The sequence below is a fragment of the Pseudomonas sp. GW821-FHT09C10 genome, from assembly GCF_059418085.1.
The window spans coordinates 325,419-342,169 of sequence record NZ_JBWKPE010000003.1; the positions used below are offsets into that span (position 1 = coordinate 325,419).

The following is a 16,751-nucleotide window of genomic DNA, read 5'->3' on the forward strand; positions in this document are numbered from 1 at the left end:
ACCGCTACTTGCGCTTGCTGCCGCCCAGCAAAGACCCCAGCAAACCACGCACCAGTTGGCGCCCCATCTGATTGGCGGCCTGCTGCATCGCGGATTTCAGCGCCTTGCCTGCGGTGGTTCCCAGAAACGCCCCGGCCTTGTCGGTGAAGCTGGGCTCCTCGTCGGCCTGCCCGGCCTCTTCGGTCGATCCAAGCGCCTTGCGCGCCATCAATACTTCATAGGCCGACTCGCGATCAATCGGCTTGTCATAGCGCCCCTGCAAGGGCGAACTGGCCACCAATGCGGCGCGTTCAGCGACGCTGAGCGGCCCGATTCGCGATTGCGGCGGCGCGACCAGTACGCGTTGGACGACTTCCGGCGTACCTTTTTCCTGCAAGGTGCCCACCAATGCCTCACCCGTGCCCAGCTCGGTCAACACCGATAACGCATCAAACGCCGGGTTCGGCCGGAACCCGTCTGCGACCGCCCGCAAGGATTTCTGTTCTTTCGTGGTGAACGCCCGCAGGCCATGCTGGATGCGCAAACCCAGTTGCGCCAGCACGGAGTCCGGCAGGTCGCCCGGCGATTGGGTGACGAAATACACCCCCACGCCCTTGGAACGGATCAGCCGCACCACTTGTTCCAAGCGCTCCTGCAAAGCCTTGGGCGTGTCGGCAAACAACAAATGCGCCTCGTCGAAAAACAGCGCGAGCAACGGTTTTTCGGCATCGCCGCGCTCGGGCAGTTGCTCGAACAATTCCGCCAACAGCCACAACAGGAAGGTCGCGTACACTTTCGGGGCTTCATGCACCAGGCGGCTGGCGTCCAGCAGATGGATACGCCCGCGTCCCTCGCGGGTGGGCTGCAAGATGTCTTCAAGCTGCAGGGCCGGCTCGCCAAACAACGCCTCGGCGCCCTGCTGCTCCAATACTGCCAGACGCCGCAACAGCGCCTGGCTGGAGCCGGTGGTCATCAGCGCCGCATCCTCGCCGAGCAACTCCGGGTGATAACGCAGGTGGTTGAGCAGGGCCTTGAGGTCCTTGAGATCCAGCAGCAACAGGCCTTCGCGATCCGCCACCTTGAACGCTGCATAAAGGGCCGACTGCTGGCTGTCCGTGAGTTCCAGCAAGCTGCCGAGCAACAACGGCCCCATTTCGCTGATGGTGGTGCGCAATGGATGACCGGACTGCCCGTGGATGTCCCACAGCGTGACCGGATACGCCTTGGCCGTGTAATTAAGGAACGGCATGCCGGCGATGCGCTCTGCGACTTTGCCCTGAGGGTTGGCGGCGGCACCCAGGCCACAGAGGTCACCTTTGATATCCGCGGCAAATACTGCGACGCCCGCATCACTGAACGCTTCGGCCAGACGTTGCAACGTGACCGTCTTGCCTGTGCCCGTGGCGCCGGCGATCAAACCGTGACGGTTGGCCAGGCGCATGGCCTGGGCAATAGGCTGGCCGTCAAGACCGGCACCGATAAGGAGTTGCGTGGAATCAGGCATTTCGTCACCCATGGTTAATCTTTAGTGTCGCCAGGTCGATAAGACAGATGTGAGACCCACAAAGTCTAAAAAACGCTCAGATAGTTCCTACAGGGACCAACGGAAATATCAAACTTTTTTTGACGCTACCCTTCCGCGTGTTCCACAAGGACGCGCTTCGGATATTAAGACCTTAGCGGACCCTTCAAGCTATGAATAAAAATCTGCGCTTCAGCCATAAAATCCTGCTTGCAGCCTCCCTTATCGTCATCGCGGCATTTACGCTGTTCACGCTTTATAACGACTATTTGCAACGTAACGCGATACGCGAAGACCTCAATAGCTACCTGCACGAGATGGGCGACGTCACCGCCAGCAGTATCCAGACCTGGCTGACCGGACGTATCGCACTGGTGGAAAACGCCGCACAGAACATCGCCATCAACCCTGAACCCGCTGCGGTTGCCAGCCTGCTGGAGCAGAAAACCCTGACGTCATCGTTCATGGCCACCTACGTGGGTGACAGTCAGGGCGCCTTCACCATCCGTCCCGACACCAAGATGCCGGACGGCTTCGATCCACGCGTTCGCCCCTGGTACAAAGGCGCCCAGAGCAGCAACGGTTCGACCCTGACCGAGCCCTACATCGACGCAGCCACCGGGCAGTTGATCATCTCCATCGCCACCCCCAGCGCCAAGGGCAGCCAGAGCATCGGCGTGGTCGGCGGCGACCTGAGCCTGCAGACCCTGGTGGACAACATCGGTGCACTGAACTTCGGTGGCATGGGCTATGCGTTCCTGGTCAGTGCCGACGGCAAGGTGCTGGTACACCCGGACAAAAGCCTGGTGATGAAGTCCCTCTCCGATGTCTACCCAAAACACACGCCCACCATCAGCGGCGACTTCAGCGAAGTCGAAGCCAACGGCAAGGACAACATCGTTACTTTCACACGGATCAAGGGGCTGCCCTCGGTGAACTGGTACCTCGGGGTATCGGTGGACAAGGACGAAGCCTACGCAATGCTCAGCAAATTCCGCACCTCCGCCGTAATCGCCACCGTGATTGCCGTGGTGATTATCATCGCCCTGCTCGGCATGCTGATACGCGTGCTGCTGCAGCCGCTGCACGTGATGACTCGCGCGATGCAGGACATCGCCGACGGCGAGGGTGACCTGACTCGCCGCCTGGCCATCCAGAATCACGATGAGTTCGGCACCCTGGGTAACGCGTTTAACAGCTTCGTAGAGCGCATTCATACATCGATCCGCGAAGTGTCCTCAGCCACCCAACAGGTGAATGAAGTCGCACTGCGGGTTGTCAGTGCATCCAACTCGTCGATGGTCAACTCCGACGAACAGGCCAACCGCACCAACAGCGTTGCCGCCGCGATCAACGAACTGGGCGCCGCCGCACAGGAAATCGCGCGTAACGCCGCACAGGCCTCCAACCAGGCCAGCGATGCGCGGCACCTGGCCGAGGACGGTCAACTGGTGGTTGAACGCAATATCAAGGCGATGACTCAGCTGTCTGCAATGATCAGCACTTCAAGCAGCAATATCGAAGCACTTAACAGCAAGACGGTGAATATCGGCCAGATTCTTGAGGTAATCACCAGTATTTCCCAGCAAACCAACCTGCTGGCACTGAACGCAGCCATCGAAGCCGCGCGCGCCGGGGAGGCCGGGCGCGGGTTTGCGGTGGTCGCCGATGAAGTGCGCAACCTGGCCCATCGCACCCAGGAGTCGGCACAGCAAGTACAAAAGATGATCGAGGAACTGCAAATCGGTGCCCGTGACTCAGTCAGCACCATGAGCGACAGCCAGCGCCACAGTCATGACAGCGTGGAAATCGCCAACCTGGCCGGCGAACGCTTGAACAGCGTGACCCAGCGCATTGGCGAGATCGACGGCATGAACCAGTCGGTGGCCACCGCCACTGAAGAGCAGACCTCGGTCGTGGAGTCGATCAACATGGACATCACCGAGATCAACACCCTCAATCAGGAAGGCGTGGAAAACCTGCAATCGACGCTGCGCGCCTGCGCCGACCTGGAACAGCAGGCGGCGCGGTTGAAACAGCTGGTGGGCAGCTTCCGGATCTGAACTACCGCAGGAGCCGGTCAGGCTCCTGCACTGTTTTCACGATGAACGCCAACCGAACATCTATCCTTAGCTCAGGTCCACGTTAGGAGAGCAATGGATCGGAGGGATGTTCATCGTGCATATCGCTGACATAACCATGTTCTACGCCCCGACAAGCGGCGGCGTGCGCACTTACCTGGACGCCAAGCACCGACGCCTGAGGCTGAAGCCCGGCATTCGCCATAGCCTGCTGATTCCCGGCGCGCAATGGAGCAATCAGGATGGCATCTTCAAGGTACCGGCTCCCGCGCTGCCTTTCGGCAAAGGCTACCGCTTCCCTCTTCGCCTCGCCCCTTGGCGAAATGTCCTGCACGATTTACAGCCCGATCTGATCGAGGTAGGTGATCCCTATCTCACCGCCTGGGCCGCGCTGGATGCCCGGCGTCAGCTGGATGTGCCGGTGATCGGCTTTTACCACTCCGACTTACCGTTACTGGTGAGCAACCGCATGGGGTCTTGGTTTGCCCCGAACGTTGAAGCCTATGTCAGCAAACTCTATGGAAGTTTCGACCGGGTGCTGGCGCCCAGCCAGGTAATGGCCGACAAGCTCATGGGGCTCGGCGTGAAGAATGTGTTCGTCCAACCACTGGGCGTGGACCTGCAAACCTTTACCCCTGACGCCCGCGACCCAGGCCTGCGCGCCGAGCTGGGGATCGGCGCAGACACCCGCCTGCTGATCTTTGCCGGGCGCGGTTCCAAGGAAAAAAACCTGCCGATCCTGCTTCGCTGCATGAAACGCCTGGGGGACGGCTATCACTTGGTGCTGGTGGGCTCCGGCATGCCGACCAGCGTGCCGGCCAATGTCACCGTCATCGAGGGGTTTCGCCCGGCACAGCATGTCGCCCGGCTGATGGCCAGTGCCGATGCCTTGCTGCATGGCGGCGACCAGGAAACCTTTGGCCTCGTCATCCTCGAAGCCATGGCTTGCGGCATACCGGTAATCGCGGTGGCGGCTGGCGCGTTCACGGAGATAGTCGACGAACGCTGCGGCCTGCTGTGCGCGCCAAACAATCCAAGGGCGATGGCCGATACGGTGCGCGAGCTGTTCAACTTCGGCAGCAGGCGCCTGGGCGCGCAGGCTCGGCGTCATGTAGAACAACATTACGCCTGGTATACGGTGGTCGACAGCCTGCTCGGCCACTACCACGCAGTACTGGGCAGTCACAAGCCGATGCCTTCCCATGCCTGAGCGCTCGGTATTACTGGTGCTGCACGATGTGGCGCCGCACAACTGGCCCGATTATCGGCCCTTTGTCGAAGCCGTCGATGCCCTGGGCGCCGTGCCTATCACATGGTTGGTGGTGCCGGACTTCCATCATCGCGCCCCCTTGACTGCCCACGGCGATTTTCAACGCCTGCTGGATCGCCGCGTGACCAAGGGCGATGAACTTGCCTTGCACGGTTACTACCATTGCGATGACCAACCGGCACCGCGCACACCCAAAGACTGGTTCATGCGCCGCCTCTACACCCATGAGGCTGAGTTCTATCAACTGTCTCAAGCCCAGGCTCTTGATCGTCTTCAGGATGGCATTGAAGTATTCCGGCGTCATGACTGGCCGTTGCACGGCTTCGTCGCACCCGCCTGGTTAATGAGCCAGGGCACTCGCGAGGCCCTGCGCCAACTACCGCTGAGCTACACCAGCAGCCCGCAGCATCTGTATCGACTGCCCGATTTCACGCCGATCGACGCCCCGGGCCTGACTTGGAGTGCGCGCAGTGCATGGCGCCGAGGGGTGTCCAGAGTCATCAGCGATCGTCGCGAACAGCGCTGGCACGCCGCCCCGGTGATTCGCCTGGGCGTGCACCCGGTGGACATGCGTCACGCATTCTCTCGCTGCTATTGGCTTGAAACCGTACAACGCCTACTCGACGCAGGGCGAACACCGCTGACCAAGGCTGCCTGGCTGGCTGAACAGGTGGTCGCTCAAGCACCTCGGCCAGGGGAAACGGGCAATTCATCGGCCTCCTGCAATTGCTCCCACAGCTCGGCGGCTCCCGGAAAGTCCGTACCGTCTTCCGGCTCCAGCGCATCCGGGTCGTAACGACTCAGGCAGCCCTCACCCAACGTAGCAGGTGCCTTGGACGTGGCTTTATCAAGTGGGTCGGTCATGGCCTGGTCCTGAAAAGTGCGGGGAATGAAAAAAGGGCCTGCAGCGATTTAACGCCCAGGCCCTTCTTTGTTCAACCAAGACGCTTGAATCAGAATACGACCGTCTTGTTGCCGTGCACCAGCACGCGGTCTTCCAGGTGATAGCGCAGGCCACGGGCCAGCACCATCTTCTCGACATCACGGCCAAACCGCACCATGTCCTCAATGCTGTCACTGTGGCTGACACGCACCACGTCCTGCTCGATGATCGGACCGGCATCCAGCTCTTCGGTGACGTAATGGCAGGTTGCGCCAATCAACTTCACGCCCCGCAGGGAAGCCTGGTGGTAAGGCTTGGCCCCCACGAACGACGGCAGGAAGCTGTGGTGAATGTTGATCACCTTGCCTGCGTATTCGCGGCACAGCTCAGGCGGCAGGATTTGCATGTAGCGCGCCAGCACGACCACATCGGCCTCGTGCTGCTTGACCAGGCGAGAGACCTCGGCGAACGCCGGCTCCTTGTCCTGCGGGTTGACCGGCACGTGGTAGTAAGGGATGCCATGCCACTCGACCATGCTGCGCAGGTCGTCATGGTTGGAGATCACGCACGCGATCTCGCAGTCCAGCTCGTCGCTGTGCCAGCGGTGCAACAAATCGGCCAGGCAGTGGGATTCGCGGCTGGCCATCAACACCACGCGCTTTTTCTGCTCGGTGTCGGTGATGTGCCAGGTCATCGAAAACTCTTCCGCGATGGGCGCAAATGCCTCGCGGAAAGCCTCAAGACCAAAGGGCAGCGTGTCGGCACGGATTTCGTGACGCATGAAGAACCAACCGCTGAGGTTGTCCGAGTGATGGCTCGCCTCGGTGATCCAGCCGTTGTGGGAGGCCAGAAAGTTACTGACTTTGGCAACGATGCCGACCCGGTCCGGGCAAGCAATCACCAGCCGAAAAGTGCGCATTAGGGGGGAACTCCAGAACTTCGCAAAGGCCGCCATTCTAGCGATTGTGCAGAAAAACTGCAGTATTCGATGAGCCTTATTCTGATCCGTTGCCCTGGCCACATCCCTTAATAGCGCATGGTTTTACCATTGCTATATGAATGAACAGCGCACGCTGCAGCAATTATGCGAATTTCAAGGAGATTATTTTCGGGGTAGCCCCTACTAATTAACTCGATTGCATAGCGTCTTCACAAACATTCAAAGTAATTCACCTGAATACGCGCTTAAATGTTTACTTGGGGAAACCGCCTGACTATTATTGGGCCACTATCCCTGTCAATCAGCGTTCTACATAAGGTAGTCCACATGTCTCTGATCAACGAATACCGTGCCACCGAAGAAGCTATCAAAGAGCTGCAAGCTCGTTTGAAGAACCTGTCCCAAGATGACAAACTGAAAACCGAGCTGGAATTCGAAGGCAAACTGCGCACCCTCATGGGTGAATACTCCAAATCCCTGCGTGACATCATCGCGCTGCTGGATCCAGAGTCGAAAGTTAAAGCACCCCGTGGCGCCGTGAAAACTACCGGTACCAAGCGTGCGCGCAAGGTCAAGCAATACAAAAACCCGCACAACGGTGAAGTGATTGAAACCAAAGGCGGCAACCACAAAACCCTGAAAGAGTGGAAAGCCAAGTGGGGCGGTGACGTGGTTGAAGGCTGGGCTACCCTGCTGGGCTAAGCCTCACCCGGTCTGCGCTTGATACGCAACCCATTAAAAACGCCAGCTTGCTGGCGTTTTTTATTGACCGTCTTTTCTACAAACCGCTATTACCGATTCACACGAGCGGCTAAAGAGTCGGCATATCTCTGCCATTGCTCCAGCACCTGCTGCTGAAACGGCGTCGCACTAACGGCCAACTCCTGCCGGGCTTGATTAAATGCCTCCAAGGTATTCGGCGCGCCGAATTCAGGATTTGCCAAACGTTGCTGACAGAAAAGTTTCCAACGTTGTAGCTCCTCGCCGTTCAGCGTATCGGGGAAGTTACGCGCCCGGTAACGAAACAATAATTCAGGCAAACGGTGATCATCAAAAGGCCACTGCTGGCTGGCTAACTGCGCAGGTTCCGCCGCCCGGACTTGCTCGCATAAGCGTCGATCACGATCCCCGATAAAACCTTCGTAAAGCTGCTGTTCCGGGTCTGCGCTCGGGGCAAAATCTTCCTCGGCGTAAATAACCGCCAACTTATCCCGCCAAAGTTCCTGTGCGTCAGTTAGCCGCAGGGCTCGCGCCTGGCAAATATCCATATCCAATTGCAGGCGCCCACGGTCCTCAGCCCGCAGTACGTTCAAGGGCGCGACCACGGGGCAACGGTTGATATGCACCAACTTGAGCGGCACCGGCAGCTCGCCTTCAGCAAGGTCCTCGCGACGGGTGTACAGGCGTTGGCGCAAGGCCGCGGCATCCATGTCCAGCAGCCCTTGGGGGTCGAGCCCCAAGTCGCAGACAATCAGCGCATTACGGTTGCGCGGGTGCCAGGCCAGGGGCAGCACGACACCCAGGTAATGACGCTCGGCGGAAAAACGTCCGGAGATATGCACCATGGGTTGCAGCAGGCGCACCTGGTCCATCACCCGTTGCTTGCTGCGCAGTTGAAACAGCCATTCGTAAAGCTTGGGCTGCTTCTCGCGCACCAGGCGCGCCAGGGCGATGGTGGCACGTACGTCGGACAACGCATCGTGGGCCTGGCCATGGTCAATGCCGTTGGCGGCAGTCAGGCGCTCAAGCTTGAGGGTCACCCGCCCATCCTGCTGGGGCCACTCGATGCCTTCCGGGCGCAAGGCGTAGGCAGTGCGAACCACGTCGATCAGGTCCCAGCGGCTGTTACCGCCCTGCCACTCCCGCGCGTAGGGGTCGAAAAAATTGCGATACAGGCTATAGCGCGTCATTTCGTCGTCAAACCGCAAGGTGTTGTAACCTGCGCCGCACGTCCCCGGGGCCGCCAGTTCGGCATGTACACGGGTCATGAAATCGGCCTCGGCCAGGCCTTTTTCCGCCAGTATTCCAGGGGTTATACCGGTAATGGCACAGGCGGCGGGATGGGGCAGGATGTCGTCGCTGGGCTGGCAGTAAAGATTGACCGGCGGGCCGACCTCGTTGAGATCGAGGTCCGTACGAATGCCGGCAACCTGGAGGGGGCGATCGCTACGCGGATTGATGCCGGTGGTTTCATAGTCGTACCAGAAAATGGTGGTCACGGGCTATTCCTGTGCTGAAGATCGACAAAGTCTAGGCGTTCAGCCGTGTTCGGAGCCAGCACCAATTCTACTGTACAAACACCCAGCAAAACCTTGAGTAGTTGCTTCCATCACGGACACTGTTAGCATCCGTGTCTCCAGCCGCTCTGCACTGCCAAGGATCGCGATGCCATCAGCCCCATTGGACACCCTCTACCAGATCGAGACCCCGGAGGGCATCGACCTGCCGCTGCGCCCAGCCGGCCTGGTGCCACGGGCGCTGGCATTTGCCTTCGACCTCGGCGCGCGCGCAGTGATCATGGGCGTGCTGCTGGTGCCATTGGCGTTGCTCGGCAATATCGGTATCGGCCTGGGATCGCTTCTGCTGTTCCTGGTCAGTTGGTGGTACATGGTGCTGTTCGAGGTGCTCAACCAAGGCTGCTCACCGGGCAAACAGGTCATGGGCTTACGGGTCGTGCAGGACGACGGCACCCCCATAGGCTGGTCGGCGTCGCTGATCCGCAACCTCCTGCGGTTTGTCGACATGCTGCCTTTCGGCTACTTTCTCGGCGCCATCAGTTGCCTGCAACATCCTCACTTCAAACGCCTTGGCGACCTGGCCGCCGGCGCCCTGGTGGTCTACCGCGAACAGCCGCTGGCACGTCCCCAGGTGCCCCAAGCTGCAGCCCTGCGCTTGCCGTTTGCCCTGGACCTGAGTGAACAGCGAGCGATTCTTGGCTTCGCCGAACGCCAGGGCGAACTGTCCCCTGAACGGGTACACGAACTCGCCTCGATCCTTGCGACGCCGCTGCAGGTGTCCCCGGCCCGCGCGGTGGAGCAACTCAACGGTGTGGCCCGCGGCCTGCTGGGGCCGACATGAAGCAGAGTCTTTTCGAAAGCCGTTACCAACACCAATGGCAAGCGTTTGCCGAACAACTGAAGCAGTTGGAACACGGCAAGGCCAAGGCCAGTGATATGGCCGATTTCCCTCATCAATACCGGCGTCTATGCCAGCTCCTGGCCCTCGCCCAGGAGCGCGGCTACAGCAGTTACCTGGTGGACCCGCTGCAACAACTGGCATTGCGCGGCCATCAACAACTGTATCGCCACCGCAGCCAACTGGCGGCGAATGTGCTGAGTTTCGTCCTGGCCGACTTTCCGCGTCTGGTGCGAGAACAGTGGCGTTTCGTGTTGATTGCCAGCCTGCTGTTCTTTGGCAGCCTGCTGGGCATTGCCCTGCTGGTCTACCTGTTTCCCGACCTGATCTACAGCATTGTCAGCCCCCAGCAGGTGGCCGAGATGCAGGGCATGTATGACCCCGAGGCCAGCCGGCTGGGGCGCGCTGCCGAACGTGCTTCGAGCGAAGACTGGATGATGTTTGGCTACTACGTGATGCACAACATCGGTATCGCCTTTCAGACATTTGCCGCCGGTTTGCTGTTCGGCCTGGGCAGTGTGTTTTTCCTGATATTCAACGGGCTGATCATCGGCGCGATTTCCGGGCACCTGACAGAAATCGGCTATGGGCAGACCTTCTGGTCATTTGTCATCGGCCATGGGGCCTTTGAGTTGACGGCCATTGCACTCGCCGGTGCCGCGGGCCTGCAACTGGGCTGGGCGCTGATCGCCCCGGGGCAACTGACCCGTGGCGAATCCCTGCGGCTCGCCGCTCGCAAGAGTGTGCAACTGCTGTGCGGTGTCATGGTGCTCCTGCTGATCGCAGCTTTTATCGAGGCCTACTGGTCTTCCACCACCCAGATCGCCCCTTGGATCAAATACCTGGTGGGTGCTGCACTTTGGCTGCTGGTGGCGACTTACCTGACCCTTGCCGGACGGACTCGCCATGCGCCTGAGTAATGCCAGCGTGGCGATTCGCCCGCGTACCGCATGGGAGGCTATGGACCTTGGGGTATTAATGGCCCGGGAACATCGCCTGCTGTTGATGAGCAGTTGGGCGCTGGTGACCCTGCCGGTTTTTGCCCTGCTTACTGCGTTGCTATGGCAATACCCGTCCACAGCCATGTTCCTGTTCTGGTGGCTCAAACCGGCGTTCGACCGCTTGCCTTTATATATCCTCTCCAAAGCCCTGTTCGGCGAAACGCCCAGCCTTAAGCAGGCCGTGCGCCAATGGCCAAGACTGCTTAACCACCAACTGCTGGCCAGCCTGACCTGGCGCCGACTTAGCCTCAGCCGCAGTTTTGTAATGCCGGTCAGCCAGCTCGAAGGCCTGGACGGCCAGGCGCGTCAGAAACGCCTGGGCGTGCTGCAGCAGCGCAATGCAGGAGCCGCGCGCTGGTTGACCACCGTTGGGGTGCACCTGGAAATCGGCCTGTGGTTCGGCTGCATGGCGCTGTTCTATCTATTCATTCCGCAACAACTTGAACTGGATTGGGATTGGCAACGGCTGGCGCTGGCGACGGGCTCCGAGGGGGTCTGGCTGGAACACTTGAGCAATGCCTTCTACGCCTTGATCCTGGTGTTTTGGGAGCCCATCTATGTCGCCTGCGGTTTCAGCCTTTATCTCAATCGCCGCACCCTGCTGGAGGCGTGGGACCTGGAGCTGGTATTCCGCCGTCTGCGCCAGCGCCTGAGCAGTGTGGCGCCACTGTTAGTGTTGGTGATCGGGCTGACCTTGCTGCCATTCAACCCGCCCGCCATGGCGGATGACGCCAAGCCACTGCCTCCCCAAAGCGCAAGCCAGTCCATCAAGTCGCTGCTGGACAAGCCCCCCTTCAAAAATCCTGAAACCGTCACCCGCTATCGCTTTGGCGAAGAAAAGCCCGTCGTTAAAAACAAGGCACACAGTGACGGCAAACTTCCGGCGTGGCTGCAGGCATTGCTGGACAACCTCAACAGCAACACGTTCAAGCCCGTCGCCCAAGGCCTGGAAGTGCTGTTATGGAGCCTGCTGATCGGTGGCGTGGCCCTCGTGGCCTGGCGTTATCGGGACTGGTTGCGCACCTTTGTCAGCCTGCGCGGGGCACGTACGCCCAAAGCAGCCAAGCCACCACCCGCGCAATTGTTCGGCCTGGAACTGGGCGCCGAGACCCTGCCCGAGGATATCGCCAGCGCCGCCGAGCAACTCTGGTCTACCCAGCCACGGGAGGCCCTCGGCCTTTTGTATCGTGGCCTGCTGAGCAGGTTGCTGCATGACTTCAACCTGCCCCTTAAAAGCGCTGACACCGAAGGCCAGGTCCTGCAACGGGTTCACCAATTGCAGCAGCCGCAGTTGCTGGCCTTCAGTGATGAATTGACGCGGCACTGGCGAAACCTCGCCTATGGCCATCACCTGCCCCCGGTCTCAGTCCAGCAGAAACTGTGCAACGATTGGCGTGCCCTGTTCAGTGCGGGAGGCGCCCGATGAACCGGCCATTACTGTGGGTGGGGCTGCTGTTGGCGTGCCTGCTTGGAGCGGGCGGTTTTTACGCCTGGAGCAAAGCGATTCCCTATGAAGAAGTGGTGGACCGCGGCCCCTCCCCGGAAGCCCTGGCCAATCCTTACCTGGCAGCCGAACACTTTCTGCGCCAGCAAGGCCTGGCCGTGGTGCACGCCAACGGCCTGGAACGCCTGGCGAGCCTGCCCGCCAAGGGCAACAGCCTGCTGTTGCTGGGCGAACGCGGCAACATGTCGCCACGCCAGGCAGGGCAACTCCTGGACTGGGCCAGGTCCGGCGGCCATCTACTGGTAGTCGCCGAGGCCCTGTGGGACGAAGAAACCGGCAAGAGCGGCGACCTGCTGCTCGATCGCCTGCCTATCCACCAGGCCCTCAGCGACGAACCCGATGACCCTTCCCCCGCCCGCAAGAAAAAAGCACCGGACCTGACCAAACTGTATGTCGACAACGACACAGCCCCGGCCTATTTCAGTTTCGACACTGACTTCAACCTTATCGACCCCAAGCACCTGGCACAATTTTCAGCCAATAGCGCGCGGTCGAGCCACTTGATGCAACTCGACCTCGGGCAAGGCCGCGTAACGGTGATCACCGACAGCGAGCTGTGGAAAACGCCGGATATCGGCAAACACGACAATGCCTGGCTGCTGTGGTATCTGACCCAGGGCACTGCCGTAACCTTGTTGTTCAACAGCGACGTAGATGATCTGTTCACCCTGCTGCTGCGTTATTTCCCCCAGGCGTTGGTGGCGCTCACTGCCCTGATTGCCCTGGCACTCTGGCAGGCAGGTATGCGCCAGGGCCCAATCCAGGCGCCCGCCCCCAAGGCACGCCGGCAATTGCAGGAGCACCTGAAAGCCAGCGCCGACTTCCTGCTGCGTCGCAGCGGCCAAGGCACCCTGTTGCAGGCCGTGCAGCGCGACATCCTGCGCGCCGCACGGCAGCGTCACCCCGGCTTTGAACATCTCGACAACACGGAACAGGGGCGAGTACTTGCCCACCTGACGCGCCAACCCTCTCACGTCATCAGCCAGGCCCTCGGCCCACTCCCGACGAAACGGCTTTCCAGTGCCGATTTCAGCCGGCAGGTGGCGTGCCTGCAAACCCTCAGGAATGCCCTATGAGCGAATTTCCCAGCGCTACCACCCTGCCCGGCGACTCTCTGCAACGCGCCAGCCAGCAGGCCCAGGCCCTGCGCATTGAACTGCGCAAGGCGGTGATCGGCCAGGATCAGGTGATCGATGATGTACTCACCGCGCTGATCGCCGGCGGCCACGTATTGCTCGAGGGTGTTCCCGGGCTGGGCAAGACCTTGCTGGTGCGGGCCCTGGCCCGTTGCTTTGACGGCGAATTCGCGCGGATCCAGTTCACCCCGGACCTGATGCCCAGCGATGTCACCGGCCACGCGGTGTACGACCTGCACACCGAACAGTTCAAGCTGCGCAAGGGGCCCGTATTCACCCACTTGTTGCTGGCCGACGAAATCAACCGCGCTCCGGCCAAGACCCAGGCAGCCCTGCTCGAAGCCATGCAGGAACGGCAAGTCACCCTCGAGGGGGAGGCGCTGCCCATTGGCCAGCCGTTCATGGTACTTGCCACGCAAAACCCCATCGAACAGGAAGGCACCTACCCGCTGCCGGAAGCCGAACTGGACCGTTTCATGCTCAAGGTACGCATGGACTACCCCGATGCGCAGCAGGAACTGGATATGGTGCGCGAAGTGACACGCTCATCACGGGCCGACATGCTGGACGTGCAACCGTTGCGCACCGTGCTGGAGGCCGAGGACGTGCTGCAGCTGCAGTTGGTCGCCAGTGAACTGCCCCTGGATGAACACGTGCTCGACTATGCCGTGCGCCTGGCGCGAGCAACCCGCAGTTGGCCGGGGTTGGCCATAGGCGCCGGCCCGCGAGCCTCCATCGCCCTGGTACGCGGCGCCCGCGCACGGGCCTTGTTACGTGCGGGCGAGTTCGTCACACCGGATGACATCAAGGGCTGTGCCCTGGCGGTACTGCGTCATCGGGTACGTCTTGCGCCAGAACTGGATATAGACGGGCTGGAGGTCGACCAGGTGCTCAAGCAGCTGCTGGACCAGATTCCGGCCCCCCGGCAATGACCCGTTCATGAAACCGACCCGTCTGTTATTAGCCTGGCTCAGCGTACTGCTGGGCTTGAGCATCCTGCTGGGCGCTGCGGCTGCTTTGCAGTTCAAGGTACCCGAGACCCTGCACTCAATAACGTGGGGCTTGCTCCTGGCGCTGTTGCTGCTGGCCGTGCTCGACGCGCTGCGACTGCGGCGCCGACCGTCACCGCGCGTGCACCGGCAGATGCCCGGCAGCCTGGCGCTGGGGCGCTGGGGCGAAGTCCGCCTGTCCCTGGAACATGACTACCCACAGGCGCTGACAGTGCAGGTGTTCGATCACGTCCCCGACGGACTGAGCGTGGAAAACCTGCCCCAGTCCATCGAATTGCGCCCAGGTGAACGCAGTGAGCTGGGTTATCGCCTGCGCCCCTTGCGCCGTGGGCATTTCGCGTTCAGTCGCTGCGAAATCCACCTGCCCAGTCCCTTGGGGCTCTGGTCTGCACGGCGCTTTATCGAAGCCGAGGACGCCACCCGCGTCTATCCGGACTTCGCCCGCCTGTACGGGGCACAACTGCAGGGTGTGGATAACTGGTTGAGCCAACTGGGGGTCCGTCAACGGCAACGACGAGGATTGGGACTGGAATTTCATCAACTGCGCGAGTTTCGTGAGGGCGACAGCCTGCGGCAAATCGATTGGAAAGCGACCGCGCGGCAACGTACTCCCATCGCCCGGGAGTATCAGGACGAGCGCGACCAGCAGATCGTGTTCATGCTCGATTGCGGCCGACGCATGCGCAGCCAGGATGACGAGCTGTCCCATTTCGACCACGCCCTCAATGCCTGCCTGCTGCTTAGCTACGTGGCCCTGCGCCAGGGCGATGCGGTGGGGTTGTGCACCTTTGCCACTGACCAGCCACGCTACCTGGCACCGGTCAAGGGCAGCAGCCAATTGAATCTGTTGCTCAATACGGTCTATGACCTGGACACCAGCCGCCGAACCGCCGACTACCAGGCAGCGGCCAGCCAACTGCTGGCCCGGCAAAAACGTCGGGCATTGGTCATTATTGTCAGCAACCTGCGGGATGAGGACGACGAAGCCCTACTCTCCGCCGTCAAGCGCATCAGTCGTCAACATCGGGTGCTGGTGGCGAGCATGCGTGAGGAAGTACTCGATCGACTGCGCCAATCCCCCGTACAAACCTTGCCCGAAGCCCTGGCCTACAGCGGCACTGTCGACTACCTCAATACTCGGGATGAATTGCATGACCGCATGAACGCCCACGGCCTGTCGGCGTTGGATACGTTGCCATCAGAAATGGGCGCGGCCCTGGTAACACGCTACCTGGGTTGGAAGAAAGCCGGAGTATTCTAAAAAAGCGCACGACTGCGGCAGGGACAGCAGCACCCCGGCCGCGTCGACAGCGCGCCGCTTCTAGGCCGAAGCCTGCAAGGGATCAAAACTGAAGTACTGCAACAGCACGTTGATCAGTTGCCCATATTCCTCGGGAGCCTCAAGCACGCTGAACCCGGAATCGTAGTGCTGCGGGTTGATATCTTCATGGCTCCACAGGCAGGTCGCCGTGATGTCAATGACATGGAACGTGTCGTCAGCCCCGGGTATCTTCAAGCGCAACTCGAAATCCACATCGACCATCATGGGTAACTGGCTGACCAACATCAGCCCGTCGTCAGAGACGTTACCCAGAAAACCTATGGGTTTGTCGGTGACACGGTTAAACACTTGCAGGAAATACGGTAGTTGATGCCGCTCGATCCGTCGGTCGGTAAACATGGTGAGATCGCCATCCAGTGGCCATGACTCTGGCCGTGCCAGTGATTCGGAACGAGCGCAATTGCTCGCTCTCCCTGGATCTCGGTGTGACAACGGACAACATTTTGTCACTCGACAGCTGCCGAATCCGGGCCCTGCATCCGTTCGAATAGAAACTTGTACAAACGAACGTTGAAAGAATAGCCCAAGACTGGCAACGGGCCAGTTATTAAATGACGAATGCCATTACAAAGAGGCAGGCCGCGGCTGTGCCACGCTCGCACCGGGGTAATGGCCCAGTTGCTGCAAGGTATCCAGCCTCGCGCGGGCACGGTAGGCATACTCGCTCGACGGGTACTGGTTAATGATGAATTGATAGGTTTGCACGGCGTCGACGAACAGTTTCTGGCGTTCCAGGCATTGCCCGCGCAACATCGAAACTTCCGGTTGTACATAACGCCGTGTACGGCTCTCGCGGTCGACCTGGGATAGCTCCAAGGTGACGCGCTCGCAATCACCGACCTTGTATGCACGGTAGGCATTGTTCAAATGGTGGTCCATCGACCAACGGGTGCAGCCGACAACACTGACGGCCAGGGCAGCAATGAGCAAAATTCGCATGAAGTTCTC

Annotated in this window: 15 protein-coding genes and 2 pseudogenes; 11 read left to right on the forward strand and 6 right to left on the reverse strand. The window is 60.4% G+C overall.

Annotated elements, in window-relative coordinates; all coding sequences use genetic code 11:
• Positions 1 to 4: 4 nt before the first annotated feature.
• Complete coding sequence (locus AC07OT_RS08545) at positions 5 to 1,483, reverse strand: helicase HerA-like domain-containing protein (protein ID WP_495107884.1); 1,479 nt, start codon at positions 1,481 to 1,483, stop codon at positions 5 to 7.
• 191 nt (positions 1,484 to 1,674) lie between these two features.
• On the opposite strand from AC07OT_RS08545, the pseudogene AC07OT_RS08550 reads away from it, so the two are divergent.
• The 4 genes and pseudogenes from AC07OT_RS08550 to gpgD all read left to right on the forward strand — a co-directional run.
• Positions 1,675 to 2,706 (forward strand): annotated as a pseudogene (locus AC07OT_RS08550) (HAMP domain-containing protein); the annotation flags it as partial.
• Between the two features lie 93 nt (positions 2,707 to 2,799).
• On the forward strand, positions 2,800 to 3,564 hold the full coding sequence (locus AC07OT_RS08555; protein ID WP_495107934.1) for a methyl-accepting chemotaxis protein: 765 nt from the start codon (positions 2,800 to 2,802) through the stop codon (positions 3,562 to 3,564).
• A gap of 106 nt (positions 3,565 to 3,670) precedes the next feature.
• Positions 3,671 to 4,792 carry an N-acetylglucosaminyl phosphatidylglycerol synthase gene (gene gpgS, locus AC07OT_RS08560; protein WP_495107885.1) on the forward strand — a complete coding sequence of 374 codons (1,122 nt, stop codon included), beginning with the start codon at positions 3,671 to 3,673 and terminating at the stop codon, positions 4,790 to 4,792.
• Positions 4,785 to 5,522: pseudogene (gpgD, locus tag AC07OT_RS08565) on the forward strand (N-acetylglucosaminyl phosphatidylglycerol deacetylase); the annotation flags it as partial. The gene gpgS and the pseudogene gpgD, both read left to right, overlap by 8 nt.
• A gap of 8 nt (positions 5,523 to 5,530) precedes the next feature.
• Here the strand turns inward: gpgD and AC07OT_RS08570 are convergent.
• Together AC07OT_RS08570 and purU are read right to left on the reverse strand one after the other, a co-directional pair.
• Positions 5,531 to 5,716: a hypothetical protein gene (locus tag AC07OT_RS08570; protein WP_495107886.1), complete on the reverse strand. Its 186-nt coding sequence runs from the start codon at positions 5,714 to 5,716 to the stop codon at positions 5,531 to 5,533.
• 89 nt (positions 5,717 to 5,805) lie between these two features.
• Positions 5,806 to 6,654 carry a formyltetrahydrofolate deformylase gene (gene purU / locus AC07OT_RS08575; RefSeq protein ID WP_015885632.1) on the reverse strand — a complete coding sequence of 283 codons (849 nt, stop codon included), beginning with the start codon at positions 6,652 to 6,654 and terminating at the stop codon, positions 5,806 to 5,808.
• 348 nt (positions 6,655 to 7,002) lie between these two features.
• Here purU and mvaT point away from each other — a divergent pair, with 348 nt between their 5' ends.
• Entirely contained in the window at positions 7,003 to 7,377 is a 375-nt protein-coding gene (gene mvaT / locus AC07OT_RS08580; protein WP_003175830.1) for a histone-like nucleoid-structuring protein MvaT, read from the forward strand.
• Between the two features lie 89 nt (positions 7,378 to 7,466).
• Here the strand turns inward: mvaT and sbcB are convergent, their stop codons facing one another.
• Positions 7,467 to 8,894, reverse strand: coding sequence for an exodeoxyribonuclease I (gene sbcB / locus AC07OT_RS08585; protein ID WP_495107887.1), 1,428 nt, complete (start codon positions 8,892 to 8,894; stop codon positions 7,467 to 7,469).
• 166 nt (positions 8,895 to 9,060) lie between these two features.
• On the opposite strand from sbcB, the gene AC07OT_RS08590 reads away from it, so the two are divergent.
• From AC07OT_RS08590 to AC07OT_RS08615, 6 genes are read left to right on the forward strand one after another with little or no spacing between them, the layout of a single operon-like run.
• Entirely contained in the window at positions 9,061 to 9,753 is a 693-nt protein-coding gene (locus AC07OT_RS08590; RefSeq protein ID WP_108574619.1) for an RDD family protein, read from the forward strand.
• The gene (locus AC07OT_RS08595) at positions 9,750 to 10,730 is read left to right on the forward strand and encodes a stage II sporulation protein M (RefSeq protein ID WP_495100509.1); all 981 of its coding nucleotides are present in this window, start codon (positions 9,750 to 9,752) and stop codon (positions 10,728 to 10,730) included. Before AC07OT_RS08590 ends, AC07OT_RS08595 begins: the two co-directional genes overlap by 4 nt.
• Positions 10,717 to 12,237: a DUF4129 domain-containing protein gene (locus tag AC07OT_RS08600; RefSeq protein WP_495107888.1), complete on the forward strand. Its 1,521-nt coding sequence runs from the start codon at positions 10,717 to 10,719 to the stop codon at positions 12,235 to 12,237. Before AC07OT_RS08595 ends, AC07OT_RS08600 begins: the two co-directional genes overlap by 14 nt.
• Positions 12,234 to 13,391: a DUF4350 domain-containing protein gene (locus AC07OT_RS08605; RefSeq protein ID WP_495107889.1), complete on the forward strand. Its 1,158-nt coding sequence runs from the start codon at positions 12,234 to 12,236 to the stop codon at positions 13,389 to 13,391. Before AC07OT_RS08600 ends, AC07OT_RS08605 begins: the two co-directional genes overlap by 4 nt.
• Positions 13,388 to 14,383: an AAA family ATPase gene (locus AC07OT_RS08610; protein ID WP_495107890.1), complete on the forward strand. Its 996-nt coding sequence runs from the start codon at positions 13,388 to 13,390 to the stop codon at positions 14,381 to 14,383. Before AC07OT_RS08605 ends, AC07OT_RS08610 begins: the two co-directional genes overlap by 4 nt.
• A 7-nt stretch (positions 14,384 to 14,390) precedes the next feature.
• Complete coding sequence (locus AC07OT_RS08615; protein ID WP_495107891.1) at positions 14,391 to 15,722, forward strand: DUF58 domain-containing protein; 1,332 nt, start codon at positions 14,391 to 14,393, stop codon at positions 15,720 to 15,722.
• 60 nt (positions 15,723 to 15,782) lie between these two features.
• Here the strand turns inward: AC07OT_RS08615 and AC07OT_RS08620 are convergent, their stop codons facing one another.
• Both AC07OT_RS08620 and AC07OT_RS08625 read right to left on the reverse strand, forming a co-directional pair.
• Positions 15,783 to 16,142, reverse strand: a complete 360-nt coding sequence (locus AC07OT_RS08620) for a PilZ domain-containing protein (protein ID WP_092358374.1) — start codon at positions 16,140 to 16,142, stop codon at positions 15,783 to 15,785.
• A 225-nt stretch (positions 16,143 to 16,367) separates the two neighbouring features.
• Complete coding sequence (locus tag AC07OT_RS08625; RefSeq protein WP_025854787.1) at positions 16,368 to 16,742, reverse strand: tol-pal system YbgF family protein; 375 nt, start codon at positions 16,740 to 16,742, stop codon at positions 16,368 to 16,370.
• Positions 16,743 to 16,751: the final 9 nt, after the last annotated feature.

Coding starts and splice junctions, on each gene's coding strand:
- mvaT (WP_003175830.1), top strand. CDS start 7,003: ATGTCTCTGATCAACGAATACCGTGCCACCGAAGAAGCTATCAAAGAG.
- purU (WP_015885632.1), bottom strand. CDS start 6,654: ATGCGCACTTTTCGGCTGGTGATTGCTTGCCCGGACCGGGTCGGCATC.
- AC07OT_RS08605 (WP_495107889.1), top strand. CDS start 12,234: ATGAACCGGCCATTACTGTGGGTGGGGCTGCTGTTGGCGTGCCTGCTT.
- AC07OT_RS08590 (WP_108574619.1), top strand. CDS start 9,061: ATGCCATCAGCCCCATTGGACACCCTCTACCAGATCGAGACCCCGGAG.
- AC07OT_RS08615 (WP_495107891.1), top strand. CDS start 14,391: ATGAAACCGACCCGTCTGTTATTAGCCTGGCTCAGCGTACTGCTGGGC.
- AC07OT_RS08555 (WP_495107934.1), top strand. CDS start 2,800: ATGGTCAACTCCGACGAACAGGCCAACCGCACCAACAGCGTTGCCGCC.
- AC07OT_RS08570 (WP_495107886.1), bottom strand. CDS start 5,716: ATGACCGACCCACTTGATAAAGCCACGTCCAAGGCACCTGCTACGTTG.
- AC07OT_RS08545 (WP_495107884.1), bottom strand. CDS start 1,483: ATGCCTGATTCCACGCAACTCCTTATCGGTGCCGGTCTTGACGGCCAG.
- AC07OT_RS08600 (WP_495107888.1), top strand. CDS start 10,717: ATGCGCCTGAGTAATGCCAGCGTGGCGATTCGCCCGCGTACCGCATGG.
- gpgS (WP_495107885.1), top strand. CDS start 3,671: ATGTTCATCGTGCATATCGCTGACATAACCATGTTCTACGCCCCGACA.
- AC07OT_RS08610 (WP_495107890.1), top strand. CDS start 13,388: ATGAGCGAATTTCCCAGCGCTACCACCCTGCCCGGCGACTCTCTGCAA.
- AC07OT_RS08595 (WP_495100509.1), top strand. CDS start 9,750: ATGAAGCAGAGTCTTTTCGAAAGCCGTTACCAACACCAATGGCAAGCG.
- AC07OT_RS08625 (WP_025854787.1), bottom strand. CDS start 16,742: ATGCGAATTTTGCTCATTGCTGCCCTGGCCGTCAGTGTTGTCGGCTGC.
- AC07OT_RS08620 (WP_092358374.1), bottom strand. CDS start 16,142: ATGTTTACCGACCGACGGATCGAGCGGCATCAACTACCGTATTTCCTG.